General features: G+C 63.9%; 24 protein-coding genes, 1 other RNA gene and 1 riboswitch. Of the genes, 20 read left to right on the plus strand and 5 right to left on the minus strand.

Features of this window, described 5'->3' with window-relative positions; all coding sequences use genetic code 11:
- Positions 1-43: 43 nt before the first annotated feature.
- The 3 genes from CLU90_RS26440 to ybgC are packed head-to-tail and all read right to left on the minus strand — an operon-like array spanning position 44 to position 1,637.
- The gene (locus CLU90_RS26440; RefSeq protein ID WP_223278896.1) at positions 44-484 is read right to left on the minus strand and encodes an ExbD/TolR family protein; all 441 of its coding nucleotides are present in this window, start codon (positions 482-484) and stop codon (positions 44-46) included.
- A gap of 15 nt (positions 485-499) precedes the next feature.
- Entirely contained in the window at positions 500-1,189 is a 690-nt protein-coding gene (gene tolQ / locus CLU90_RS26445; RefSeq protein WP_046682323.1) for a protein TolQ, read from the minus strand.
- 46 nt (positions 1,190-1,235) lie between these two features.
- Positions 1,236-1,637, minus strand: a complete 402-nt coding sequence (gene ybgC / locus CLU90_RS26450) for a tol-pal system-associated acyl-CoA thioesterase (RefSeq protein ID WP_100429235.1) — start codon at positions 1,635-1,637, stop codon at positions 1,236-1,238.
- 283 nt (positions 1,638-1,920) lie between these two features.
- Positions 1,921-2,045, plus strand: a riboswitch (ZMP/ZTP riboswitch).
- 111 nt (positions 2,046-2,156) lie between these two features.
- Here ybgC and glyA point away from each other — a divergent pair.
- From glyA to CLU90_RS26505, 11 genes are all read left to right on the plus strand, one after another.
- Positions 2,157-3,404 carry a serine hydroxymethyltransferase gene (gene glyA, locus CLU90_RS26455; protein ID WP_034759173.1) on the plus strand — a complete coding sequence of 416 codons (1,248 nt, stop codon included), beginning with the start codon at positions 2,157-2,159 and terminating at the stop codon, positions 3,402-3,404.
- A 143-nt stretch (positions 3,405-3,547) separates the two neighbouring features.
- A complete protein-coding gene (gene nrdR / locus CLU90_RS26460) occupies positions 3,548-4,009 on the plus strand; it encodes a transcriptional regulator NrdR (protein ID WP_092717881.1) in 462 nt (153 codons plus the stop codon).
- 233 nt (positions 4,010-4,242) lie between these two features.
- Positions 4,243-4,827 (plus strand): type IV pilus modification protein PilV, encoded by a 585-nt coding sequence (gene pilV, locus CLU90_RS26465; RefSeq protein ID WP_100429236.1) that lies wholly within the window; start codon positions 4,243-4,245, stop codon positions 4,825-4,827.
- Complete coding sequence (locus tag CLU90_RS26470; protein ID WP_100429237.1) at positions 4,824-5,792, plus strand: PilW family protein; 969 nt, start codon at positions 4,824-4,826, stop codon at positions 5,790-5,792. The genes pilV and CLU90_RS26470 overlap by 4 nt, the downstream gene beginning before the upstream one ends.
- A gap of 12 nt (positions 5,793-5,804) precedes the next feature.
- Complete coding sequence (locus CLU90_RS26475) at positions 5,805-6,461, plus strand: pilus assembly PilX family protein (RefSeq protein WP_100429238.1); 657 nt, start codon at positions 5,805-5,807, stop codon at positions 6,459-6,461.
- The gene (locus tag CLU90_RS26480) at positions 6,458-10,288 is read left to right on the plus strand and encodes a pilus assembly protein (protein WP_100429239.1); all 3,831 of its coding nucleotides are present in this window, start codon (positions 6,458-6,460) and stop codon (positions 10,286-10,288) included. Before CLU90_RS26475 ends, CLU90_RS26480 begins: the two co-directional genes overlap by 4 nt.
- Before the next feature lie 55 nt (positions 10,289-10,343).
- A complete protein-coding gene (locus tag CLU90_RS26485; protein WP_100429240.1) occupies positions 10,344-10,835 on the plus strand; it encodes a type IV pilin protein in 492 nt (163 codons plus the stop codon).
- Between the two features lie 66 nt (positions 10,836-10,901).
- Positions 10,902-11,432 (plus strand): GspH/FimT family protein, encoded by a 531-nt coding sequence (locus tag CLU90_RS26490; RefSeq protein WP_100429241.1) that lies wholly within the window; start codon positions 10,902-10,904, stop codon positions 11,430-11,432.
- A gap of 39 nt (positions 11,433-11,471) precedes the next feature.
- Positions 11,472-12,572, plus strand: coding sequence for a bifunctional diaminohydroxyphosphoribosylaminopyrimidine deaminase/5-amino-6-(5-phosphoribosylamino)uracil reductase RibD (gene ribD / locus CLU90_RS26495; protein WP_100429242.1), 1,101 nt, complete (start codon positions 11,472-11,474; stop codon positions 12,570-12,572).
- Between the two features lie 29 nt (positions 12,573-12,601).
- Positions 12,602-13,237, plus strand: coding sequence for a riboflavin synthase (locus tag CLU90_RS26500; protein ID WP_035826106.1), 636 nt, complete (start codon positions 12,602-12,604; stop codon positions 13,235-13,237).
- Positions 13,238-13,336: 99 nt separating this feature from the next.
- The gene (locus CLU90_RS26505; RefSeq protein ID WP_092717904.1) at positions 13,337-14,719 is read left to right on the plus strand and encodes a hypothetical protein; all 1,383 of its coding nucleotides are present in this window, start codon (positions 13,337-13,339) and stop codon (positions 14,717-14,719) included.
- On the opposite strand, the gene CLU90_RS26510 is transcribed toward CLU90_RS26505, so the two are convergent.
- The gene (locus tag CLU90_RS26510; RefSeq protein ID WP_092717907.1) at positions 14,716-15,141 is read right to left on the minus strand and encodes an OsmC family protein; all 426 of its coding nucleotides are present in this window, start codon (positions 15,139-15,141) and stop codon (positions 14,716-14,718) included. The two genes, CLU90_RS26505 and CLU90_RS26510, sit on opposite strands and share 4 nt — an antisense overlap.
- A gap of 420 nt (positions 15,142-15,561) precedes the next feature.
- Between CLU90_RS26510 and ribBA the strand changes: the two genes are divergently transcribed.
- The 3 genes from ribBA to nusB all read left to right on the plus strand — a co-directional run bounded on the left by ribBA (position 15,562) and on the right by nusB (position 17,784).
- Positions 15,562-16,677: a bifunctional 3,4-dihydroxy-2-butanone-4-phosphate synthase/GTP cyclohydrolase II gene (gene ribBA / locus CLU90_RS26515; protein WP_046682331.1), complete on the plus strand. Its 1,116-nt coding sequence runs from the start codon at positions 15,562-15,564 to the stop codon at positions 16,675-16,677.
- A 62-nt stretch (positions 16,678-16,739) separates the two neighbouring features.
- Complete coding sequence (gene ribH, locus CLU90_RS26520) at positions 16,740-17,222, plus strand: 6,7-dimethyl-8-ribityllumazine synthase (protein ID WP_034759563.1); 483 nt, start codon at positions 16,740-16,742, stop codon at positions 17,220-17,222.
- Between the two features lie 91 nt (positions 17,223-17,313).
- Entirely contained in the window at positions 17,314-17,784 is a 471-nt protein-coding gene (gene nusB, locus CLU90_RS26525; protein ID WP_034759129.1) for a transcription antitermination factor NusB, read from the plus strand.
- 119 nt (positions 17,785-17,903) lie between these two features.
- Here nusB and CLU90_RS26530 read toward each other — a convergent pair whose 3' ends face one another.
- The gene (locus CLU90_RS26530) at positions 17,904-18,827 is read right to left on the minus strand and encodes a lytic transglycosylase domain-containing protein (RefSeq protein WP_175539398.1); all 924 of its coding nucleotides are present in this window, start codon (positions 18,825-18,827) and stop codon (positions 17,904-17,906) included.
- A gap of 478 nt (positions 18,828-19,305) precedes the next feature.
- Here CLU90_RS26530 and ubiD point away from each other — a divergent pair, with 478 nt between their 5' ends.
- The 6 genes from ubiD to CLU90_RS26560 all read left to right on the plus strand — a co-directional run bounded on the left by ubiD (position 19,306) and on the right by CLU90_RS26560 (position 25,907).
- Complete coding sequence (ubiD, locus tag CLU90_RS26535; RefSeq protein ID WP_100429243.1) at positions 19,306-20,790, plus strand: 4-hydroxy-3-polyprenylbenzoate decarboxylase; 1,485 nt, start codon at positions 19,306-19,308, stop codon at positions 20,788-20,790.
- Between the two features lie 220 nt (positions 20,791-21,010).
- An RNA gene (gene ffs / locus CLU90_RS26540) (signal recognition particle sRNA small type) lies at positions 21,011-21,109 on the plus strand.
- A 238-nt stretch (positions 21,110-21,347) separates the two neighbouring features.
- Complete coding sequence (dnaX, locus tag CLU90_RS26545) at positions 21,348-23,672, plus strand: DNA polymerase III subunit gamma/tau (protein WP_100429244.1); 2,325 nt, start codon at positions 21,348-21,350, stop codon at positions 23,670-23,672.
- Between the two features lie 42 nt (positions 23,673-23,714).
- A complete protein-coding gene (locus CLU90_RS26550; protein WP_034759121.1) occupies positions 23,715-24,041 on the plus strand; it encodes a YbaB/EbfC family nucleoid-associated protein in 327 nt (108 codons plus the stop codon).
- Between the two features lie 47 nt (positions 24,042-24,088).
- The gene (gene recR / locus CLU90_RS26555) at positions 24,089-24,679 is read left to right on the plus strand and encodes a recombination mediator RecR (protein ID WP_034786598.1); all 591 of its coding nucleotides are present in this window, start codon (positions 24,089-24,091) and stop codon (positions 24,677-24,679) included.
- A 7-nt stretch (positions 24,680-24,686) separates the two neighbouring features.
- Entirely contained in the window at positions 24,687-25,907 is a 1,221-nt protein-coding gene (locus CLU90_RS26560) for a CaiB/BaiF CoA transferase family protein (RefSeq protein WP_100429245.1), read from the plus strand.
- Positions 25,908-25,912: the final 5 nt, after the last annotated feature.

A 25,912-nucleotide genomic window follows, 5' to 3' on the forward strand; every position in this document is an offset into this window, starting at 1 on the left:
GTCTATCTAAAAACGGTCAAGTCTGGAAAACACGATGCTGCGCTTACTTGGTGGCCAGGCCGACGCGGGTAATGCCCATTTTTTTTGCTTCCGAAATGAGCTGGATCACGTCGTCGTACTTGCTTTCCTTGTCGCCCGCGATCATCACGGGATAGTCGGGATTGCTTTCATGCAGGCCGCGCAGCTTGCGCAGCAGGGCGTCGCGGTTCGGTTCCGTTTCCGGTGACAGCTGTTCCTTGCCGATGACGCCGATCGACAGCGAACCATTTGGTTTCAGCACGATCTGAATATAGTCATCGGGCGGTTTCGCCGACTTTTCCGCGTTGGGCAAGTTCACCACGCTGGGATTGTTCGACGACGGCATCACCATGAAAATGATCAGCAGCACCAGCATCACGTCGATGTACGGCACGACGTTGATCTCGGACTTGAACTTGCGGCCACGGCCGCCGCGCATGCCGCCGCTATTGAATGAGGAACCCATGGACGCTGCTCCCTCTTAGCGCGACTGGCGCTGCAAGATGTTGGAGAATTCCTCGACGAAGCTCTCGAAGCGGATCGCCAGGCGGTCGATGTCGTGCGAAAAACGGTTGTAGGCGACGACGGCGGGAATCGCGGCGAACAGGCCGATGGCGGTGGCGATCAGCGCTTCGGCAATGCCGGGCGCGACGGCCGCCAGGGTGGCTTGTTGCACGTTGGCCAGGCCGCGGAAGGCGTTCATGATGCCCCAGACGGTACCGAGCAAGCCGATGTACGGCGAGACGGAACCGACGGAAGCGAGGAAGGCCAGGTGCGATTCGAGCACGTCCATTTCACGCTGGAAGGCGGCGCGCATGGCGCGGCGTGCGCCGTCGAGCACGGCACCCACGTCCAGCGCTTCGCGCGAACCGTAGGAAGCCTTGCCCTTGATGAATTCACCCATGCCGGCGTCGAAGATGCGGGCCAGCGCGCCGCTCTGGTCGCGGTTGCCGCTGGCGTTCTGGTGCAGCGCATGCAGGTTGCCGCCGGCCCAGAAGCTGCGTTCGAATTCGATGGTTTGCTTGCGCGCCTGGCGCACGGCAAACATCTTGCGGAAAATGTAGGTCCAGCTGGTCAGGGAAATCAGCAGCAGCAGGGCCATGATCAGTTGCACGATCAGGTGGGCATTGGTGATGAGCGCGAGGAAAGAAAGATCTTGTGTAACGTTCATTGGCTGGCAGTCTGTTGGGTGAATTATCCGGGGTGGCGGGTGGGGTTCAGGCGGCGCGCATGCGGGCCGCTACCGCATCGGGCACGGCGCGCGGGCGCAGTGCCGAATCGACGCAGCCGATCTTGACGCGTGCCGTGTTGAGCAGGCGGTCGCCGCACCAGGCTTGTTGCAGGAAAACGATGGAGGCGCGCCCCATTTTCTCTATGCTTAATGTCAATCTTACCGTGTCATCGAGCCTGGCTGGCGCATGATAGTCGGCGTTGACGCTTTTGACAACGAACATCGCGTCGTGCTGCTCGAGCAATTCCTGCTGGCCCACGCCGATGGCGCGCAGCCATTCGGTGCGCGCGCGCTCGAAGAATTTCAGGTAGTTAGCGTAATAGACGATGCCGCCGGCGTCGGTGTCTTCATAGTAGACACGTACGTTCCAGGTAAAGACTGAAGGCATGTTTATTGCGCCAGTAGTGAGATTGAGCAACATTTTACGCGATTTTTCTTCTTGTGACTGTGGGCGCTTGCTGGAAAGCCATGCAAAAGCTGCATATAAGTTGCACCGCAGCATTGTAAAACGGAGGGCTGCAATGGCAAGCCCCGTAACATACGCTTACATGCATGAGCAAAGTTTACATCCAGCTTAAGACGACGGAGCGGCGCTGCCCGGGCGGCGATTATAGCCGCACGCTTGCATTCCTTGCTCAATTTGGGCACTTAACTTACAATTTGCATTCCATTACGTCTCACGTGACTGGCGAAAAGTCGGGCGATCTCCATGAGTGGTGATCGGCAATCCGGCGAAAGGTGGGCACCCACCGGGAAACGTGAGATTTTTCATCAGCCGTTCGCCTGGGTAGCCACTATGGAAAAGCACGAAGAGGCTGCCTGTCCAATGTTGTTATTCACTTAACGCCGGCTCCCCTCATTCGATCCAATCTGCCAGTACAAGCACCCTCATACTTGGAGTTTTTACATGTTTGCAAAAGATCATACCCTCGCCAACGTCGATCCTGAATTGTTCGCCGTCATTCAAAAAGAGAACACGCGCCAGCACGATCACATCGAACTGATCGCGTCGGAAAACTACACGTCGCCGGCCGTAATGGAAGCGCAAGGCTCGCAGCTGACGAACAAGTATGCCGAAGGCTATCCAGGCAAGCGCTACTACGGCGGCTGCGAATACGTCGACGTGGCCGAGCAACTGGCTATCGACCGCGTGAAACAGCTGTTCGGCGCCGAATGCGCGAACGTGCAGCCGAACTCGGGCTCGCAGGCAAACCAGGGCGTGTTCTTCGCCATGCTGAAACCAGGCGACCTGATCATGGGTATGTCGCTGGCCGAAGGCGGCCACCTGACCCACGGCATGCCGCTGAACATGTCCGGCAAATGGTTTGACGTCGTCTCCTACGGCTTGACGGCGGAAGAAGACATCGACTACGAGGCAATGGAGCGCCTGGCCCGCGAACGCAAGCCGAAACTGATCATCGCCGGCGCGTCCGCCTTCTCGAAAAAGATCGACTTCGAACGCTTCAGCAAGATCGCCAAGGAAGTCGGCGCCTACTTCATGGTCGACATGGCCCACTACGCCGGCCTGATCGCCGCCGGCCTGTACCCGAACCCGGTGCCGTTCGCCGACTTCGTCACCTCGACCACGCACAAATCGCTGCGCGGCCCGCGCGGCGGCATCATCCTGATGAAGGCCGAACACGAAAAAGCCATCAACTCGGCCATCTTCCCTGGCATCCAGGGCGGCCCGCTGATGCACGTGATCGCCGGCAAGGCCGTCGCCTTCAAGGAAGCGCTGAGCCCTGAATTCGTCGAATACCAGAAGCAAGTGATCAAGAACGCCGACGTGCTGGCGAAAACCCTGATCAAGCGCGGCCTGCGCATCGTGTCCGGCGGCACCGAATCGCACGTCATGCTGGTCGACCTGCGCGCCAAGAACCTGACAGGCAAGGAAGCTGAAGCCATCCTCGGTTCCGCGCACATCACCTGCAACAAGAACGGCATCCCGAACGACCCGCAAAAGCCATTCGTCACCTCGGGCATCCGCCTGGGCAGCCCGGCGATGACGACGCGCGGTTTCAAGGAAGCGCAAGCGGAAGAAGTGGGCAACCTGATCGCCGACGTGCTGGACAATCCGCATGACGCCGCCACCATCGAGCGCGTGAAAGCGGCCGTGAAAGTGCTGGCCGACGCGCACCCTGTGTACGCCGCATAATAATTTGTCCAGAATGTGTCATACAGAGTAAGATTCTGGATGACACATTCCTTCGTGCCCCAGGGCGCCCGGAGTGATTCGGGCGCCCTTTGTACAAGGGCGGCGATTTCCCGTAATTATTACTATAAAGTTGTAGCCAGCCCATGAAATGTCCATTTTGCCAGCACGGCGATACCCAGGTTCTCGATACGCGCGTATCGGAGGAAGGGGATGCCATTCGGCGCCGCCGCCGCTGCGGCAAATGCGACAAGCGTTTTACGACTTACGAACGCATTGAACTTATCATGCCGGCCGTCGTCAAAAAGAATGGCAGCCGGACGGAGTTCGCTGCGGATAAGTTGCGCGGCAGTTTGATGCTGGCCTTGCGCAAGCGTCCCGTCGCGGCCGCCTCCGTGGATACGGCCATTGCCTCCATCCAGGAAAAACTGCTGACCAGCGGTCAGCGTGAAGTCGATTCCGGCTATATCGGCGAACTCGTCATGCAGGAACTCAAGCGCCTGGACAAGATCGCCTACATCCGCTTCGCTTCCGTCTACAAGAATTTCGAAGACCTGGCCGAGTTCCAGGACGCAATCGCCGAAGTGGGGCAGGCGCGCAAGCCCTGACCTCACCTTCTTGTTCACCTTCTTGAAGGCGGGGCTGCTTATGCGCCCCGTTTTCACCACGCCAAGGTTTGTCTGGCAAGCGGCCTGATCAATACCAACGCTGTTCTTCCCACCTTATTGCCGTGTTGTTTGCGCCAGCGCAGACCCGGCTTTTTGCGCGCGCCTATCTTGTAGCTGGGCCGTGCGTCCGTGCGGCTCCGGTCCTGGTTTCATTCTGTCCGCAGGAGAAGCTCATGCACAGCGGTGCGCGCGGTCTGATCGGTGGCAGCAGCCTCGTCGAGGTGCTCGTGTCGCTGCTGCTGTTGGCGCTGGGCCTGCTCGGCGCCAGCATCCTGCAACTGAATTCCCTGCGCGCACGCCATGAGTCGGCGCTATTGTCGGCGGGCGTGCAACTGGCCGCGGGCATGGCCGAACGCATGCGCGCGAATAGCGTACTCATGAATGGCCCCGATACGGGCAATCCCTACCTGAACGTGGCCTACGCAGCGGCGGACGGTGGCGACACTGGCGGCGGCGCGCCGGACTGCTTTGGCGCCACGCTCTGCAGCGCGGCCGACCTGGCGCAATTCGATATCGCCGAGTGGAAACAGCAACTGCATGTGGCCTTGCCCGGCGCGCGCCTGCATATCTGCCGCGACACTTCCGCGTGGGATGCGCCCGCCCAAGGCTTGCAGTGGGCGTGCAGCGGCGGCATGGGCGCGCCCATCGTCATCAAGCTGGGCTGGCGCGGCCGCCTGCCCGATGGTTCACCCGCCGTGAATGCGGCAGGCGAGTCGTTGCCCAGGCTGGCATTCCAGCTGGGCGGGGGCGGCGCATGAACGAGGTCCTGTATAGGTATCGCGGCATGAGCCTGGTCGAATTGCTGGTGGCCCTGTCGCTGGGCGCGCTGCTGATGCTGGCCGCCAGTAGCGTGCTGCTGGCGGCCAGCGGCAGTTATGGCGACCAGTCCGCCAGTGCGCGGCTCGACGACAACGGCCGCTATGCGCTCGACACCATTGCCCGCGCCGTGCGCCAGACGGCGTACGTGAACTGGGACAGCAGCGCCGCGCCCGTCGCCCATGCCGATGACGACAGCGCCAATGTGGCTGGGCTCGACGCGCGCACTCTGGGCAAGAACAGCGAGGGCATCGGCGGCGCGCTGCCCGGCGCCCTGCACGGCAGCGACGTGCTGGCCCTGCGTTATTACGGCGCCGGCAAGGAAGAGGGCGGCGACGGTTCCGTGCTCAATTGCGCGGGCTTCGGCGTGGGCGCCGCGCAAACGCAGGCGCAGCGGGGCTGGAGCATTTTCTATGTAGCGCAGGGCGCCGATGGCGAGGGCGAGCTGCGCTGCAAATACCGGGGCGCGAACGGCTGGGGCGCGGACGCCATCATCCGTGGCGTCGACGGTTTCCAGGTGCTGTATGGCCTCGACACGGATACGCCGCCCGACGGCGTGGCGAACCGTTACGTCAACGCCAGCGCGCTCGACGCCTACGATGCGGCACTGGTGCTGGAGGGGGCGGATGAAGCCGCCCGCCAGCGCGATCTGTACCGGCGCACGCACTGGAAGCGCGTGGCCAGCGTGCGCGTGGCCCTGTTGCTGCACGGCGAGGCCGGCCAGGCGGACAAGCTGGCGGAACTGGGACCGGCGCAGTTCGACCTGTTCGGCAAGGCCTATGCCGAGGCGCACGGCGCAGGCGACACGGGCGTGCGCATCGCGCGCGCGTCCTTGCCCGCCGCGACGCGCTCCCGGCTGCGGCAACTGGTGCAGACGAGCATCATGCTGCGCAACGGGCCGGCCTAGGCGGGCGGCGCGATGGCTGGCACGGGCGTCAACTGTCGCAAACCGTGGCGTCTGCCTCGTGTACGCCACGGCGGCGCCACTCTGGTGTATGTGCTGTGCCTGCTGGTGATCATCTTGCTGCTGGGCGTATCGGCGGCGCAGATGGCCTTGCAGGGCGAGAAGGCGGCGCGCGGCGAGCGCGACCGGCAGATCGCGTTTCAGGCGGCGGAGGAGGCATTGGTGGATGCGCAGAACGATATCGAAGGCTTGCCCGGCGCGCCGGGACGCAGCAGCCTTTTCGCGCCGGATAGCGCGGCCGGGTTCGCGGATGGCTGCGGCGAGGCAGGCGCACTGGGCCTGTGCCTGCCCGCCGCCCCGGATGCGCCGGCCCTCTGGTTAAGTACTGACCTCGATGGCGCCGAAGCTGGCAACCGCACGGTGCCGTACGGCCAGTTCACGGGCGCCGTCATGCAGACGGGGCAGGGTTTCCTGCCGTCGAGCCGGCCCCGCTACCTGATCGAACTGCTGCCGTTTCATCCGCCCGGCGCGCAGGCCACGGCAGCGGCTGGCGGCCTGGCCACGGAAAGCTATGTGTACCGCATCACGGCCATCGGTTTTGGCGCACAGGAAAGCACGCAAGTCGTGCTGCAAAGTTATTACCGCAAGCAGGCGGTGGGAGCGGGGCCATGAGGCCTTTGACGTTTGCCTTGCTGCTGCTCGGCTGGATTTTCCTGGCTTGCGGCGGCGCCATCGCCGCTCCGCTCCCGGTGGTGCTGGCGCGGGCCGACGCGGGCTTGCACGGTGCCAGGGTGCCGCCGAATCTGCTGCTCAACCTGTCCCTCACGCATGCGGCCGCCGCTGCCGCGCATGGCGGCGACTATGCGCCGCAGCGCGAGTACTTCGGTTACTTCCATGCACGCATGTGCTACAGCTATCCATATCGCAGCAAGGACGGTGTGACGCTGCCGGACTTGCGCGTAGCGACCGCTTACTTCTCCGTGCTGAAACCGGCCGATGCCTTGCACGGCTGCGGCGGCGACAGTTTCAGCGGCAACTTTCTCAACTGGGCCAGCGCCAGCATGCTCGACATCGTGCGCTATGCGCTGACGGGCGGCGACCGCGTCATCGACGAAGTGCGCAAGACGGTGCTGCAGCGCGCCTACCTGCCCGATGCCGACGGTCCCATCGACTTCTTTGCCCACCCTGTCTTTTTCCCGCGCAAGGTCTTGCAGACCGGCGTGGCGGCCGCGACGCCGTTTGCGCTGGCGCAACTGGCCATCGTTTCCTGCCGCAACCGCCTGCTGTTTGGCGACGCCAGCTTGCCCCCGGGCGGCAGCTGCGCCGCGCCCGGCTTTGCTGCCACGCACGGCGTGTTCCTCGCGCGCGTGCGCGTTTGCGATGCCGATGAAGGGCCGCTGCGCGACGACTTGTGCCTCGCGTATGGCAAGAACTACAAGCCGGTGGGCGCCGTGCAGCGCCATGGCGGCCGGGTGCGCGTGGGCGTGTTTGGCCACTTGAACGGCCAGCCCGCCAGCGCCGGACCCGTGTATGGCGGCGTGCTGCGCGCGCCATTGGCTCACGTGGGACGGCAGCGTTGGGCGGCGCCCGATTTTATGCCGCAAGACAATGCCGGCGCCGAATGGAATCCCGCCACTGGCGTGTATGCATCTCAATCTGTGGGCTCTGGCGGCGGGGTGACCGCTTACATCAATGGCGTGGGGCGCGGCAACGCCGGGCATCCCGGTGCGTACGCAAAGGCGGCGCCGCTGGCCGAATTGCTGTACGAATCGCTGCGCTACCTGCAGGGACGGCAGGCGAGCGCTGTGGTGCCGCCCGCCACGGCCCCGCCTGCCATCGATGATGGCTTGCCGGTCGTGACGTCATGGAGCGATCCGCAAACGGCAAGTTGCCAGCGTCACGTCGTCGTCAGTCTCGGCGATGCGGGCATGGCGGGCGACCGCTATGTGCCCGGCAATGTCCCGGTGACTCCCGCATCCAACGGCGATCGCGCACGCGCCGCCGATGGCTTTGCGCCGCCGCCGTTCGACGCGATGGCCTGGACGCATGCGGTGGGCAACCTGGAAAGCGGCGGCGCGCAGGGCAATCCCGCGCCACGGCCTGAACTGGCGGCGCTGGAATGGCTGGCCGACGGGGCGGGCGGCGCCAGCTACCATGCGGCAGGGCTGGCCTACTGGTCGCATGTGCAGCCGCTGCGTCCCGGCGGCAAGAACGACGGCGTTGCAAAGGTCGAGCACTACGCGGGCGACTTGCGCCAGGGCGACCCGGCCGCCCCTCCTGCCACTACGCCCTTGCTGCTGGCGGCCAAGTATGGCGGTTTTCTCGATATGAATGGCGACGCCAACCCGTTCAAGAGCGCGTCGGGCAGCGCGCTGGACGAGTGGACGCTGGACGGGCGCTGGCCCGACCATTATTTGCCCGGCAGCGATCCGGCCGCCCTGATCGCGGGACTGCGCGCAGCCTTTGCGGCCGCCGACAAGGCTACCTTGCCGGCGACGCTCGCGGGGCCGGCCCTGATGGCGCTGGCCAGCGGAACGGAAGAGGCATACTGGTTCCAGACGCAGCTGCGCCTGGCCGATGGCGGCATGACCGTGTCGCGCTCTGCGTTTGTCGTGGGCGCCGATGGCGCACTGCTTCCCGGCAAGCCCTTGTGGCGCGCAGGCGGACAGGAAAAGTTGGAGCCGGATGGACCGCCGTCGGCCTTGCGTCCCGTCTACACGCTCGACGCCAAGGGCGCCCTGATGCCGCTGGCCTGGAAGCGGCTGGACGCAGAGCAGCGCGGCGCATTCGACGGCGGCGATGGCCGGGGCGAGGAGCGCCTGGCGTATCTGCTGGGACAGCGCACATACGAGGTGGGCCAGCCGGGCGGCTTTCTGCGGCGCCGCTCAGGCAGCTTGGGCGCGGCCCCGTATGGCAACCTCGTGTACGTGGGCGCGCCGGGACTGGGCATGCCGGGCGCCGGCTATGGACTGCATCGCAAGGCCTTATTGGAGCGGCGCAAAATGCTGTACCTGGGCGCCAACGACGGCTTGCTGCATGGCTTCGACGCGCGCACGGGCAGCGAAGTGTTCGCCTATCTGCCGCAAGCGTTGCTGCACCTTGCGCCAGCTGTTGCGAGCACTCACTACAGCCCCGGACCGCTGCTCGACGGCGCGGCGGCCACGGCGGAAGTGCTGGCGCTGGGACACTGGAAGACGGTATTGGTGTCGGGTATGGGCGGCGGGGCGCAAGGCGTGTTTGCGCTCGACGTCACGGACCCGGCCCGCTTCGCGCAAGACGGGGCGCTGTGGGAATTTACAGACCGCGACGACAAGCTCATGGGTAACGTGCGCGCGCCGCCCGCCTTTGCCCGCATCAACATGGGCGGCAAGGACGGTGCGCCGGCCTACCGCGATTTTGTTGTCGTCGCCAGCGGCTACAACAACCATGTCAACGACGGCAAGGACACGACGGCGCCCGCATCGGCCGATGCCATTTTCCTGCTGGCGCTGGACAAGACGCCCGGCACGCCATGGACGTTGGGAAGTAATTACTTCCGCCTCAAGGTGCCGGTGGCCGGCGGTGGCGGTGATGGCGGCCATGGCAGCGATGCGGATGCCTCGCCCCAGGCGCTGGCCCCGCCTGCCCTGGTGCCGGGTGGCGACGGGGCGCTGACTTTCCTGTATGCGGGCGATTTGCAGGGCAATATCTGGCGCTTCGACTTGGCTGCCGGGCCGCCGTGGAAGGACGGCCAGGGGCGCAAGCTCGTCTTTGTCGCGCGCGATGCGCAGGGCCGGCGCCAGCCCGTGACGCAGCAGCTGAACGTGGCGTATGCGCCCGGCGGCTATCTGCTGCTGTTCGGCACGGGCAAGCTGGTCGAAGCGGCCGATACCTGGCCTTCCGCTTTTCTGTCGCAGTCGTTTTACGCCGTGCACGACGATCTGCGCGAGTCGTCCCCCACGCGCAGCCGGAGCGACCTGGAGCAGCGCAGCTTGGGCGAGGCGGCGGGTGGCGTACGCGTCGACGGCGCCGAGTTGCGCTATACGGGCAGCGACGCCATGCGCGGCTGGTACCTCGATTTTCTCGATACCGCGCTGACAGGTGAACGTAGCATAAATAGTCCTGTGCTGGCCGCCGGCAAGGTGCTGTTCAATACCGTATTGCCCGGTCGCGACCCTTGCGCCAGGCCGGCCACGCGCCTGTACGTGCTCGACGTGCTGAGCGGCTTTGCCGCCGATGGCGCCGGTGTCGTGCAGGCGGGCGAGCAGACGGGACACTTGTTCGACGGCCTGGCGCGTGCGCCACCGCTGGCGCTGGAACTGACCAGCACGGTGGGCGCCGCGACGGCCACCGGGCGGGCCGAGGGGCGCAAGGAACTGGCCGTGCTGCAACCTGGCTTGCCCGGCGCGGTCAGCGGGACGGGGCTCAAGGTCGTCAGTGCGCCGCTGCCGGCGAGGCGCCTCAGCTGGCGCGAAGTGGCGAACTGGCGCGAATTGCACGAGGCGGCCAAGAAAAAATAGGTCCTGGCAAGGCTGCAGCGTATTGGCTGGCGCTTTTTGGAAAGGGGGAGATCGCATGGGGATGCTGGCAAGACGGAATGGGCTCTCAGCAAAAAGTGGGCGCACTCCCGGCTTCAGCCTGATCGAACTGCTGGCCGCGCTGGCGATCATGAGCCTGCTGCTGGCGCTGGCCGTGCCCGCTTATCATGGCCACGTCGTGCGCGCCAAGCGGGTGCAGGGGCAGGCGGCCCTGCTGCGGCTGATGCAGCAGCAGGAGCGCTATTATTCGCAAAACAACCGCTATCTGGCGTTTTCCTCGGCGTCGCCGGCGGAGCAGGCGCAGCAGTTCCCGTGGTGGTCCGGCGACGGGGGCGCGGCCGGCAGCGCGTATGAAATCGAGGCGCTGGCCTGTCCCGGCCTGGCGATCGGGCAATGCGTGCTGTTGCGCGCCATGCCGGGCACGTCCAAGGTCGATGCGCAGTTCCAGGATGCCGATTGCGGCGTCCTGTCGTTCAGCAGCATGGGCCAGCGCGGCAGCAGCGGCCCGGCCAGCCATTGCTGGCCCTAGCCGATGGCCACCCGCAAGCGGCCACCTTGGAGCAGGCAAACTTTCGGCCACACCGTCGGGCACACCATGCTCGAATTGCTGGCCGTGCTGGCGATTGCCGCGCTGCTGGCGGCCGCGGCCATGCCCAGCTTGCAGCAGGTGCTGGCGCGCCAGCAGGTGCGCGCGGCGGCCACGGACTTGTTCTCGGCCATCGAATTGACGCGGGCGCAGGCGATGGCGCGGGGACAGCGCGTGCTGCTGATGCCGGCCGGGCCCGGTGGCGCGGACTGGCGCACGGGCTGGCTGGTATTCATCGACCGCAATGTCAACCTGGCGTTCGATGGCGATGACGAATTGCTGTTCCGCCAGGGACCGCTGCCCGAGGGCATCACGGCCCAGTTCACATTTTCCTCGGCCACGGCGCCGTTTTATATCGCCTACAATGGCGCAGGACGCAGTTGCAGCGCGACCAATAGTTTGGCGGCGCGCTGGGGCACCTTGTCCCTGGCTTTGGGAAAGCAGGTACGGCATATTAAAATCAATATGCTGGGCAGGGTGCGCGTGTGCGATCCGCAGCAGCAGGCGGTCAATTGCAGCGGCGTGGCCGACAGTTCGTAGCAAGACTGACCAATTATTTATCTTCAAGCAAAGAAGCCCGTGGAAATACTCAACGATATCGATGGCATGCGCCTGGCGCTGGAATGGGCGGCGCGCGGTTTGTACACGACCTCGCCCAATCCCCGCATCGGCTGCGTGATCGTCAGGGACGGCCAGGTGATCGGCGCCGGCGTGACGCAGGCGGCCGGGCAGGATCATGCGGAGGTGCAAGCGCTGGCCAATGCGGCGGTGCGCGGCAACGACGTGCGCGGCGCCACCGCCTATGTCACCTTGGAACCGTGCAACCACCACGGCCGCACGCCGCCATGCTCCGATGCGCTCGTGCGCGCGGGGCTGGGCCGCGTCGTGGCCGCCATGACGGACCCGAACCCGCTGGTGGCGGGGCAGGGGCTGGCCAAGCTGCAAGCAGCCGGCATCGCCGTCACCACGGACGTGCTGGCCGATGAGGCTTATGAAATGAATATCGGCTTCTTTTCGCGCATGCAGCGCGGCAAGCCGTGGGTGCGCATGAAAACGGCGGCCAGCCTGGACGGCATGACGGCCTTGCACAACGGGCAAAGCCAGTGGATCACGGGGCCGCTGGCGCGCGCCGACGGCCACGCCTGGCGCGCGCGCGCCTGCGCCATCCTGACGGGCATCGGCACGGTCAAGGCGGACGACCCGCAACTGAACGTGCGCGCCGTCGAGACGCCGCGCCAGCCGCGCCGCATCGTCGTCGACAGCCGGCTCGACATCAGCGCCGATGCGCGTATTTTGCAGGGCGGCGGCACGTGGATCGTGGCCGCCGTCGCCAATCCGGAAAAGGAAGCGCAGCTGCGTGGCCTGGGCGCGGAAGTCATCGTGCTGCCGAATGGGGACGGCAAGGTCGACCTGCCCGCGCTGATGCTGGAACTGGGTCGCCGGCAAATCAATGAAGTCCACGTCGAGGCTGGCGCCAAACTCAATGGTTCGCTGATACGCGAAGGCTGCGTCGACGAGTTGCTGGTCTACCTGGCGCCCACCTTGCTGGGCGATGCGCAAGGCATGTTCGACTTGCCCGCACTGACGGATATCAAGCAACAGCGCACTTTGCAATTTCACCAGGTTCAGCAAGTGGGCGAAGATGTGCGTATCCTTGCAAGATTCGCCCAGCGCAATTAATACTTTTACACTTTTATAGGGTTAGCTCCATGTTTACAGGAATTGTTGCCGCCATCGGCAAGATTGAAACCGTGCAAGCACTCGACGGCGGCCTCGATGCCGGCGTGCGTCTGAACATCCACGCTGGCGGCTTGCCGCTGGCGGACGTGGCCCTGGGCGATTCCATCGCCATCAATGGCGCCTGCATGACGGTGGTGGAAAAATCGGACACGGGCTTTGCCGTCGATGTCTCGCGCGAAAGCCTCAATTGCACCGTGGGCCTCGATACCACCACGGAAGTGAACCTGGAAAAAGCCCTGACCCTGGCCGAACGCCTGGGCGGCCACCTGGTGTCCGGCCACGTTGACGGCCTGGGCATCGTGCGCAAGTTCGAAGCCGTGGGCGAATCGTGGGAACTGGTGATCGAAGCACCGCATGAGTTGGCGAAATACCTGGCCTTCAAGGGTTCCGTCGTCGTCAATGGCGTGTCCCTGACCGTCAACCGAGTGGAAGACCTGGGCGCGGGCGCCGTCAACGGCTGCCGTTTCTCGATCAACCTGATCCCGCACACGATCGCCATGACGACCTTGAAACACTTGACGGTCGATGGCAAGGTCAACCTGGAAATCGATTTGATCGCCCGCTATGTCGAGCGCATGTTGTCCTTGGACAAGGCTGCCGCTTAACATCACAGCTTGAAGCAACACAGCTGCCGCCTTGCCAAGCGTGTGTTGCTTTTCCTTCAGACGCGCATACTATGAAGCTTTCCGCAGTGGAGGCTAGCCATGGACCCGATTTCGCGCGCAACCGTGCCCAATACCATCCCGGCCACGCCGCGCGTGGGTGCGACGGCGCCGCTGGCGCCCGCGTGGCCCGTGCCGCCGTCCAGTGCGGCGGCGGCCCTTGCCATCCAGTCCTCGACCCAGGTCGATATCTCCCCGCTGGGCCAGTTCCTGTCCGGCGTGGCCTTGTCGCGCCGGCAACTGCTGGCCCTGCAGGGCGCCACGGAAGAGGCCAGGGCGGCAAATACTCCCGTGAATGTTAATGACGACCTGCTGGCCTTGGCGCGGCAGTTGACGGAATCGTTCGCCCAGCTGCAGACGAGCGGCATCGACGCCAGCCAGCTGGCGACGGCAGGCGACACACCGGGCAGCCTGGCGCAGCGCTACGATTTGCTGTCGGGCGATGGCACGACGGATACGGCCGCCGCGCTGGCGCAGGACGGCGGCTTGCTCACGCAAGCGCAGCTGGCCCGCATCGGCATCGACTTGCGCAATGAAGATGTCGATGCGCCAACTTTGCAGGCAGCGTATGCGGCCGACAGCAATGCCACCCTGGACGCCTTGCAACAGGGAACGGACGTGCTGGCGCAGGTGGGCGCCGTGCTGGCCCAGCAGCAGGGCGCGCCGCTGGCAACCAATGTCGAAGCGGATTTGACGGGCGAAGCACTGTCGCCCAGCGCAACGCAAGCCGTCCAGCCGCAGCCCGTCGACGAGGCGCCGCCGCAAACGGCTGCCATTGCGCAGCGACAGCTGGAACTGCAGCAGCAACTGGAAGCGGAAGAGCTGAACCTGGACTTGCGGGAACTGCGGCCCCCGCCTGCGGCGCAAGCCGCCGCCGATGCAGCGGAACTACTGCGGACGCGGCGCACGGACAATCAGCGCGTCGATGCCGAGCGCCTGGATGCCGAACGCCTGGATAACGAACGCATCAATACCGATCAGCAGGCGCGGCAGCAGGGAGCGGAGCGGGTGGACGAACTGCGCCAGGGCCAAGTGCAGCAGCAGGGGCTGCAGCAGCGGGCGCAAGCAGCGGCGGATGATACGACGCGGGCGCAGCTGGCCGCCGACGCCCCACAATTGGCGGCTCAGGTACTGGCACGCGCAGCGCAGGGGCAGGCCGATGCGGGCCTGGCGACGGCCCAAGCCCAGATGGCCCGGCAAAATGCGCAGGCGCAAGAGCTGGCTGCGCAAAACGCGGGCCAGGCCGTGCCCTTGCCCTCATCGCAAGACCCGTCCGTGGCGGCGGCCATTGCCGCCTATAACCTGAACAATGCAGCCCTGAATCCCGGCCTGATGAACCGGCCATTGCCGGCCAGCGACTCGCGCCTGCCGCGGGTGGCGCCGGTAGCCCCCGTGGAGCCCGTCAAGCCCGTGCCTAAAATCTAGGGCAGCAGGGTGGCGTCCAGGGTGATGTTGGCTTTCAGCAGCTTCGACACGGGGCAGCCGGCCTTGGCCTTGGCCGTCAATTCCTCGAATTTCGCCTGGTCGGCGCCCGGTATCTTTGCTTTGAGGATCAGGTGGACGGCCGTGATGGCGAAGCCATCGTCCACCTTGTCGAGGGTCACTTCGGCCGTCGTGTCCATTTTTTCCGCCGTCAGGCCCGCTTCGCCGAGGATCAGCGACAAGGCCATGGTGAAGCAGCCCGCGTGCGCGGCGCCGATCAATTCCTCGGGATTCGTGCCGGGCTTGCCTTCGAAGCGGCTGGCAAAGCCGTAGGGATATTCCTGCAAGGCGCCGCTGCGCGTGCTGATGGCGCCCTTGCCATCCTTGATGCCGCCTGACCAGATAGCCGATCCATTGGTTTTCATATTGCCGCTCCTGTGTGGGGTGTCGCTGCGAGTGGGTATCAGCGCCGTGGCGGTGACAGTCTGATCTTATGCTCTTTGCAAGGCCGGCGGCGCGCGCTTTGCCGCCGCCGCGTGCGCAGGATCGGGGAATCGGCGCTTTCCCGGGCCTGCTGCGGCATCCGTGCCGCAAAGCTGTCTTATTTCAGGTCTGCAAGCGCTAAATCCTTTAAAATAGCAGGTTATAAGAAAATTCCCGGAAATCCGAGGAATATTCGTGCTTGATGTTTCAGTTTTAGTTTCACTAACAACGCCCGGCAAAACCGTCGCGAGCGGAAGGGAGAGGTGGCCGAGACGCGCAACCGTACGAAGGTACGGTGAGCATCGCAGGCCGCCTATACCGACGCGCAGCAGGTTTGGCCAGGCGTCATACGAGGATGAACAATGTCTATATCCAGCACCGAAGAGATCGTCGCTGAATTGCGCGCCGGCCGCATGGTGATACTGGTCGATGAAGAAGACCGGGAAAATGAAGGCGATCTGGTGCTTGCCGCCGATTTCGTGACGCCTGAAGCCATCAATTTCATGATCACGCATGCGCGTGGCCTGGTCTGCCTGACCCTGACGGAAGAGCGTTGCGACGAGCTGAACCTGTCGATGATGACGTCGCGCAACGGCACGGCTTACGGCACCAATTTCACGGTCTCGATCGAAGCGGCCGAAGGCGTGACGACGGGCATTTCCGCCGCCGACCGCGCCAAGACTATCCAGGTGGCTGTTGCCAAGGGCACGCAGCCCAGCGATATCGTCCAGCCTGGCCATATCTTCCCGCTGAAAGCGCAGAAAGGCGGCGTGCTGATGCGCGCAGGCCATACGGAAGCCGGTTGCGACCTGACGGCCATGGCCGGCTTGACGCCCGCGTCCGTGATTTGCGAAATCATGAAGGATGACGGCACCATGGCGCGTCTGCCGGACTTGCTGGTGTTTGCCGAGCAGCATGGCCTGAAGATCGGCACGATTGCCGACCTGATCCATTACCGCAGCCAGACCGAGTCCCTGGTCGAGCGCGTTGCCGAGCGCACCCTGCACACGGCGCACGGCGAATTCCGTCTGATCGCCTTCCGCGACAAGCCCAGCGCATCGGCCCACCTGGCCCTCGTGCATGGCGACCTGGCTCCCGGCCTGGAAGCGCTGGTGCGCGTGCACCAGCCCGTTTCCCTGCTGGACGTGCTGGAAAGCGAAGCGACCACCCACTCGTGGACGGTGGCCGCCTCGATGGCCGCCATCAAGCAGGCCGAGCGTGGCGTGATGGTCTTGCTGAACTGCGGCGAGACGTCGAGCGAGCTGTTTGCCCAGTTCGCCGCGCTTGATACGCCGCAAGCCAAGCCAAAAGGCCGCGCCGCCAGCATGGACTTGCGCAGCTATGGCATCGGCGCGCAAATCCTGCGCGACCTGGGCGTGAGCAAGATGCAATTGCTGGCCAGCCCCCGCAAGATGCCGTCGATGGTCGGTTTCGACCTGGAAGTGACCGGTTTTCAGTGCCATCCTGGCCAGCAGTAATTAAATAATTTCGGCGGCCTGGCGCATGGCTGGCCGCTGATCACCTGATAAAGAGGCATATGATGACCGTAGGAGCATACGAAACCAATTTTGCCGGCGAAGGTTTGCGCGTCGGTATCGTCCAGGCACGATTCAATGAAATCGTCGGTGGTGGCTTGCTGTCGGCATGCCTGGAAGAGTTGAGCAAGCTGGGCGTGGCCGATGAAGATATCCTGCACGTGACCGTGCCGGGCGCCCTGGAAATCCCACTGATTCTGCAAAAAATGGCGGAAACCGAGCAATTCGACGCCCTGATCGCACTGGGCGCCGTGATTCGCGGTGAAACCTACCACTTCGAGCTGGTATCGAACGAATCGGGCGCGGGCATCACGCGCGTCGGTCTCGATTACGGCATCCCCATCGCCAACGCAGTGTTGACGACCGAAAACGACGAGCAGGCGGAAGTGCGCATGCTGGTCAAGGGAGCGGAAGCGGCACGCGTGGCGGTGGAAATGGCCAATCTGGCGCAAGCGCTGGAAGAGTTGCAAGACACAGACGAGGATTAATCGTGCTTGCGCCGCAGTGTGCTGCCTGGCAGCGCACCGCGGTATTCGTCACTATCTGCAGTAAATACGTATTTAAGAACAGGTAACAATCATGACTGAGAAAAATTTGCTCGCCAATCCCAGCAAAAACCGCACGCCGCGTCACCGCGCGCGCGAGTTTGCGCTGCAGGGCTTGTACCAGTGGCTGCTGAACAATGAAGACGCGACCACCGTCGTGAACAATATTCGCGCGGCCCACGGTTTCGACAAGGCCGATGGCGATCATTTCACGGTGCTGCTGTACGGCGCCATCAAGGATTCGCTGGCGCTGCGCGAAAGCATGGCGCCCTTGATCGACCGCAATATCGCGGAACTGTCGCCGATCGAACACGGCATCCTGCTGATCGGCGCGTTCGAGCTGAAGAACAACATGGAAATCCCGTACCGCGTCGTCATCAACGAAGCGGTCGAGCTGGCCAAGTCGTTTGGCGGTATCGACGGCCACAAGTATGTGAACGGCGTGCTCGACAAGCTGGCAGTGAAATTCCGCGAGGAAGAAGTCAACGCCAACAAGCGCAAGTAATATAGCGTAATCCCTGCGGCTGCTGCCGCAGGGCAATAAAAAAGCCACCGGCACTTGCGTGCGGTGGCTTTTTTACTGGGTGCTGCTTTTTGGATGCCCCTGTGAGGGCTTTTAAAGGGTCACAGGCCGGCGATCTCGTTGTGGGGCAGTACTTTGATGGTGATGCCGCTTTCCGCTACCGCTGTCGGCGCCTTGGCTGGCGCTGGCGTGTTCGATGCCATCACCGGCGTCGTGGTCGGCACGCGCTGGCCGGCCGACACTTGCTTCAGGCGGCGGTATTCGGCCAGCACGCGCGAGCCGTAGCCCGAGTCGGTGGCGAAGTTGGCGGCGCCCACGTAGGTTTTCAGGCCCGCTTCGACGGAACCGCCACGCGTGACGTAGTCTTTCAGGATCAGGGAGCCGACGCGGATGTTGGCGACCGGGTTCAGGGCTGCCTGCACGCCGCCCATTTCCTGGAAGCGCTCATGGTGCACTTTCGACATGACTTGCATCAAGCCTTGCGCGCCGACGGGGCTTTCCGCGAACGGGTTCAAACCCGATTCGATGGCCATCACGGCCAGGATCAGCAGCGGGTCCAGCTTGATTTCGCGGGCCGTCAGGTAGGCCGTCGACACGAGCATATTGGTCGCGTCGTTGGCCACGCGGTAGCGCTTGGAGAGCCAGTTGGTCACCCATTGCTGCTGCTTTTGCGTACCCAGCAAGGCTTTTTCTTCCTTGGTCAAAGGTGCTTCGCTGGCGGCGGCCGTTTGCACGGAGGCGGGCGCTTCCATCAGTGCCGACAGGGCCGGCGCTTCAACGGCTTGCGCTTCCGCCATCGGCAGCGGGAACAGGCTGTGCGTCAGTTGCTTGCCCAGGTCCGGGCGGAACATCAGCAGGGCGATCAGTGCCAGGGCGGAAATGCCGAAGACTGTCAGTGTGTGTTGCGCCGTGGTCAATACGCCACGTGCTGAAATGGCCTTCGCGCGGGCGCGCAAACGCGCCAATGCTGGCTGGCCAGCCACGGTTGAAGCAGGCAATGCTGCTTCAGTGCTACGATGAGTCATAGAGTTCCCCGAAATGTCGCGTCAACAGGCGGTCCCTCCGCGGTGTCGCGGTGTTGTGGGTACTGCCAATGCCGTGCATCAGAAATATCATCGTTTCCGCCGCGTATGGATGCGTGCGAGAAACGCCGTCATTGCTTGCTTGAGCTGATCGGTCCCATGCTGGTATTGGATCAGTCGCAATACAACTTTTACCGGGGGTAAGGCAGACGCCTTTTGAAAACACTCCTTAAAATGTCATGTGGAGCCCCGACTCCGTGAATGAAAGAGAAACGCTAAAATCAAGCTCTGGGCCGGCGTGCTCTTTCAAGTTGGGCGAATTGTAGAAGCCGTTTTATATCAAGTCAATACTAACGAATCGTTTCTTTATTACTTTTATGTCTTACTTTTTGACTTGCATTGTGCCAAAAGCCAATAAAATCAATTACTTGGCATAGATCCTTCAGCAACGGCGTCCGACGTCAAAAAAAATTAAAAACACATGAAATATTCAGATTTACGAGATTTTATTTCTCAACTGCAACAAATGGGTGAACTTAAGCCCATTTCGACCCCCATTTCACCGATTTTGGAGATGACGGAAGTCTGCGACCGCACCTTGCGCGCGGGCGGGCCGGCCTTGCTGTTCAATAATCCGACGGGACACGCCATGCCGGTGCTGGGCAACCTGTTCGGCACCACGCGCCGCGTGGCGCTGGGCATGGGCGCGGAAGACGTCAGCGAGTTGCGCAAGATCGGCCATGTGCTGGCGCGCCTGAAGGAACCGGAACCGCCGAAAGATTTCAAGGATCTGTTGGGCCTCGGTTCGCTGGTGAAATCCGTGTGGGACATGTCGCCCAAAGAATTACGCGGCGCGAAGTGCCAGGAAATCGTCTGGGAGGGTAACGACGTCGACCTGGCGCGCCTGCCGATCCAGCATTGCTGGCCCGGCGACGTCGCCCCCCTGATCACCTGGGGCCTGGTGATCACCAAGGGCCCGAACAAGAAGCGGCAAAACCTCGGCATCTACCGCCAGCAAGTATTGGGGCGCAACAAGGTCATCATGCGCTGGCTGGCGCACCGGGGCGGGGCGCTGGACTTCCGCGAGTACGCGATCCAGAGCAAGGGCAAGCCATATCCGATCGCCGTCGCGCTCGGCGCCGATCCCGCTACTATATTAGGGGCCGTCACGCCGGTGCCGGACAGCCTGTCCGAATACCAGTTCGCCGGCCTGCTGCGCGGCAGCCGCACGGAGCTGGTGAAAGCCATCGGCAGCGAGCTGCGCGTGCCTGCGTCGGCCGAAATCGTGCTCGAAGGCCATATCTATCCGGACGAAAACCATCCGAGCGGCTACGAGCATGCGCTGGAAGGGCCGTATGGCGACCACACGGGCTACTATAATGAGCAGGACAGTTTCCCCGTGTTTACCATCGACCGCATCACCATGCGCCGCGACCCGATCTATCACTCCACCTATACAGGCAAACCGCCGGACGAGCCGGCCGTGCTGGGCCTGGCCCTGAACGAAGTGTTCGTGCCGCTGCTGCAAAAGCAGTTCAGCGAAATCACCGATTTCTACCTGCCGCCCGAAGGCTGCAGCTATCGCATGGCCGTGGTGCAGATCAAGAAACAGTACGCGGGCCACGCCAAGCGCGTGATGTTCGGCGTGTGGAGCTTCTTGCGCCAGTTCATGTATACCAAGTTCATCGTCGTGGTTGATGAAGACGTCAATATCCGCGACTGGAAAGAAGTCATCTGGGCCATCACCACGCGTGTCGACCCCATCCGCGACACGACCCTGGTCGACAACACGCCGATCGACTACCTGGACTTCGCTTCGCCGGTCAGCGGCTTGGGCAGCAAGATGGGCATCGATGCGACGAATAAATGGCCGGGCGAAACGACGCGCGAGTGGGGCACGACGATTGCCATGACGCCGGAAGTGAAGGCCAAGGTGGATGGGATTTGGCAGGAGCTGGGTTTATAGGTAGTGACGTAGGTCGGCTTAGCGCGCAGCGCGTAAGCCGACGTTGCGGTGCTTGCGTGTTCGGCAGCGTTTGGATACCCAGGGCAGGCATATTCAGTAGCGTCGGCTTACGGCCTGCGGCCTAAGCCGACCTACGCCGGCCTAAGCCGACCTACGCCGACCTGCGCAGCATTGACACGGCAATTTCCCAATCTTGCGCAGGTCGGTTATAATTGTCCCCGGCGGGCCCCTGCGCATCGTGGCATGGCTAACCTGGTCAGGTCGGGAACGAAGCAGCCACGGCTATTAACCATGAGTGCCGCAGATCAGGCTCGCCTCCTTCGGGAATGTTTTATCAGGATCAACAATCAAGCTGCCAAGGGCAGCTTTTTTGCTTTTACGGCCCCGTTTTCTTGCCGATCCACTGCATTGCCGGGCTTGCCGTGTTTTCACTGTTTCTAGCTGGCCATGTTATACAATTGCTGCTTTGCCGCGTCTGCCATATTGGAATGGCCCGGCCATGAGGCTTGCGCCCGCCGCGCAGGATCACCCGCAAAATCGCATGGTAAAATCTCAGCATGTCCTATCAAGTCCTCGCCCGTAAATACCGCCCCAAGAATTTCGAGACGCTCGTCGGCCAGGAGCACGTCGTGCGCGCGCTCACGCATGCCTTGCACAGCGGCCGATTGCATCACGCCTACCTGTTCACGGGCACGCGCGGCGTCGGCAAGACGACCCTGTCGCGCATCCTGGCCAAGTCGCTCAATTGCATCGGCCCCGACGGCACGGGCGGCATCACGGCCCAGCCTTGCGGCGTGTGCGAAGCGTGCACGGCGATCGATGCGGGACGCTTTGTCGACTATATAGAGATGGATGCGGCGTCGAACCGCGGCGTCGATGAAATGGCGCAGCTGCTCGAGCAAGCCGTGTATGCGCCAAGCAATGCGCGCTTCAAGGTCTATATGATCGATGAGGTGCACATGCTGACGAACCACGCGTTCAATTCCATGCTGAAAACCCTGGAAGAACCGCCCGAGCACGTCAAGTTCATCCTGGCGACGACGGACCCGCAAAAGATACCCGTGACCGTGCTGTCGCGCTGCCTGCAGTTCAACCTCAAGCAGATGCCGCCCGGCCACATCATCAGCCACCTGGACAATATCCTGGGACAGGAAGGCATTGTCTTCGAACAGCCGGCCTTGCGCCTGCTGGCCCAGGGCGCCCATGGTTCCATGCGCGATGCGCTGTCCCTGACGGACCAGGCCATCGCCTACGCGGCCGGCGCGGTGACGCTCGACGCCGTGCAAGGCATGCTCGGTGCGCTCGACCAATCGTACCTGGTGCGCCTGCTCGACGCGCTGGCGCAGCAGGATGGCGCGGACTTGCTGGCCGTGGCCGACGAGATGGCTTCGCGTAGCCTGTCGTATAACGGCGCCCTGCAAGACTTGGGCACCTTGCTGCACCGCATTGCGCTGGCGCAAACCGTGCCCGCCGCCTTGCCGCAGGATTTGCCTGAGTACGCGGACATCGTGCGTCTGGCTGCCGCGTTCGATGCGGAAGAAGTCCAGCTGTTTTACCAGATCGCCGTGCATGGCCGCAATGAACTGGGCCTGGCGCCCGACGAATACGCGGGCTTTACCATGACCTTGCTGCGCATGCTGGCCTTTCGGCCCGGCATAGGCGGCGCCGAAGGGGTACCTGCTGCCGCGCCTGCGTCAGCTCCTGGCAATCGTCCCGCCGCCGTGGCCGCCGCGCGCGCCGCCGCTGGCGCATCCGCACCGGCTGCCCGCGCCGCCACGAACAGCGTGGCCAGCCATGCAGCCGTAACACCGCCCGCCGTGGTGGCAGCCGCTGCCGCCAGCATGGCGCGCGGCGAAGCGCCGCCGCCACGCCCGGCCGCTCCGGCACCGGCACCTGTAGCCGCCCCGGCGCCAGCACCTGTGGCGCCGCCGCCTGCCGCCGCTCCCGCTGCGGCTGCCCCGGCCGCCTCGGGCGCCCCGATCAGTTCCGCCCGCGCCGCCATCAATGCGGCGCTGGAAGCGGCCCGCGCCGCATCGAAAGGCCGTCCGGGCAGCGCGCCCTCGGCGCCATCGTCGGCGCCCAAGCCGGTGGCTCTTGCACCGGAACCTGTCGCCGCCGCGCCAGTGGCACCTGCAGCACCACCAGCACCTGCAGCGCCACCACCGCCCGCCGCCGCGAAAGCGCCTGCGCCGTGGGACGATGCGCCACCGGTCGCCGTGATGGAAGCGCCCGTGGCCGCTGCCGCGCCCGTGCAGCAAACGCGTCCTGCCGCGCCGCCGCCACAGCAGGCGCCCGCCGACGACGACTTGCCGCCTTGGGTCACCGAATTTTCCGACGACAGTGCTTCGGCTGCCGTGTCGGCGCCCGCCGCGCAAAGCAGCGAGCAGCCGGCCGTCGTCATGCCGCAGCGTGCCGCCAAGCAAGCCGCACCGAGCGGGCCGTATGTGATCACGCCCGTGCCGGGCCTGGACTGGGACGGCAACTGGCCGGCCGTCGCCGCCGCGCTGCCCCTGCGTGGCATAGCCCAGCAGCTGGCCGTGCAGGCCGAGCTGATCGAATGCCTGCACGACGGCCACAGCACCACGTTCCGCTTGCGCGTGCCGATCGACACGTGGCGCAGTCCGGCCAACGTGGAAAAACTGGCGGCCGTGCTCAGCGAGCGTTTCGGCCGCAAGGTCAATGTCGACACGGAACTGGGCGCCGTCTGGTACACGGCCAGCGCGGAAGCGCAGGCCCACCGCGAGGCGTGCCAGCTGCAAGCGGAAGAAACCATTGCCAGCGATCCCTTCGTGCTCGACATGAAGCGTGCATTCGACGCTTTTGTTGTGCCGGGAACGATTACCCCTGCACCGGCCGGCTCCGCCGCGCCGACCCTGCATTGATGATTAACAAAACTCATAAACTGAATTGAACGGAGCATTCTCATGATGAAAAATCAACTGGCTGGCCTGATGAAGCAGGCGCAAGCAATGCAAGACAACATGAAAAAAGCCCAGGAACAACTGGCGCTGGTGGAAGTGGAAGGCCAGTCCGGCGCCGGCCTGGTGAAAATCGTCATGACGTGCAAGAACGACGTCAAGCGCGTCTCCATCGACCCGTCGCTGCTGGCCGACGACAAGGACATGCTGGAAGACCTGGTGGCCGCCGCCTTCAATGATGCCGTGCGCAAGGCGGAAGCGACGTCGGCTGAAAAAATGGCGGGCTTGACTGGTGGCATGAACTTGCCAGCCGGCTTCAAAATGCCATTCTGATGCACTGCCGCATGCGCTCGATCTATGGCACGGGGCAAGGTTGATCCATGTCCAAGTCGCTTGAATTCTTGACCGAGGCGCTGCGGCGCCTGCCTGGCGTCGGCCCCAAGTCGGCGCAGCGGATGGCGTTTCATTTGTTGCAGCACGATAGGGAAGGCGCGGCCATGCTGTCGCGCGCCCTGTTCCAGGCCGTCGATGCCGTGCATCACTGCGGCCTGTGCAATACCTTTACCGAACATGAAGTGTGCGAGACCTGTCTCGACGAAGAGCGCGACAAGCGCTTGCTGTGCGTGGTGGAAACGCCCGCCGACCAGCTGATGATCGAGCAGACGCTCACCTACAAGGGCCTGTATTTCGTCCTCATGGGGCGGCTCTCTCCGCTGGACGGCATCGGCCCGAAAGACATCCACCTCGAAAAATTGCTGAACCGCGCCAACGATGGCGTGGTCGGCGAAGTGGTGCTGGCCACCAACTTCACCAATGAAGGCGAAGCGACGGCCCACTACATCAGCGAAATGCTGAAAGCGCGGGGCTTGCGCGTGAGCCGTCTGGCCCGCGGCGTGCCCGTGGGCGGCGAACTGGAATACGTCGACGCGGGCACAATTGCCCGCGCGATGCTCGACCGCAGGGCAACCTGAGCACAACATGACTGAACCCTCCGCGAATACTGGTCCTTTAAAAGGTATCAAAGTCCTGGAACTGGGCACCCTGATCGCGGGGCCGTTCTGCGCCCGCATGCTGGCCGAATTCGGCGCCGACGTGATCAAGATCGAGTCGCCCGATGGCGGCGACCCCATCCGTACTTGGCGCGTGCTGAAGGATGGCACCTCGCTGTGGTGGTCGGTGCAGGCGCGCAACAAGAAAAGCGTCACCCTGAACCTGAAGTCGCCCGAAGGCAGGGCGATTGCCCGCCAGCTGGCCCTGGAGGCGGACATCATCATCGAGAACTACCGCCCCGGCGTGCTGGAAAAGTGGGATCTCGGCTACGAACAGCTCAAGCAGATCAAACCGTCCATCATCATGGTGCGCCTGTCCGGCTTTGGCCAGACGGGGCCGATGAAGGATTTGCCCGGCTTCGGCGCCATCGGCGAATCGATGGGCGGCTTGCGCTATGTGTCCGGCTTTGCCGACCGCCCGCCCGTGCGCGTGGGCGTGTCCATCGGTGACTCCGTGGCGGCCCTGCACGGCGTGATCGGCGCCATGATGGCCTTGCGCCACCGCGACGTGACGGGCGGGGCGGCCGCCGGCGAAGGCCAGATGGTCGACGTGGCCCTGTACGAATCCGTGTTCAACCTGATGGAATCCTTGGTGCCCGAGTACGACCAGGCGGGCGTCGTGCGCGAGCGCACGGGCGGCTCGCTGCCCGGCATCGTGCCCTCGAATACCTACACGACGGGCGACGGCGAAAACATCGTGATTGCCGGCAACGGCGATGCCATCTTCAAGCGCCTGATGCTGGCCATGGGTCGCATCGACATGGCGGGCGACCCGCAACTGGCGCGCAATGACGGCAGGGTGGCGCGCACGCAGGAAATCGACGACGCCATCGGCGCCTGGTGCGCCACGCACACGATAGACAGCGCGCTGGCCGTGCTCAAGGCTGCCGACGTGCCGGCCGGCAAAATCTACTCCGTGCGCGACATGATGAGCGACCCGCAATTCCTTGCCCGCGAGATGTTCGAACAGCACCAGTTCCCCGACGGCACGCCCGTCAAATTGCCCGCCATCAGTCCGAAACTGTCCGCCACGCCGGGCAAGACCCAGTGGCTGGGGCCGACCTTGGGCCAGCATAACGACGAGGTGCTGGCGTCGCTGGGATTTGATGCTGCCGCCATCGCGCGGCTGAAGGCCGATGGGGTGGTGTAGTGGAA

Origin of the sequence: Janthinobacterium sp. 67 (assembly GCF_002797895.1) — a bacterium.
Taxonomy (GTDB): domain Bacteria; phylum Pseudomonadota; class Gammaproteobacteria; order Burkholderiales; family Burkholderiaceae_D; genus Janthinobacterium.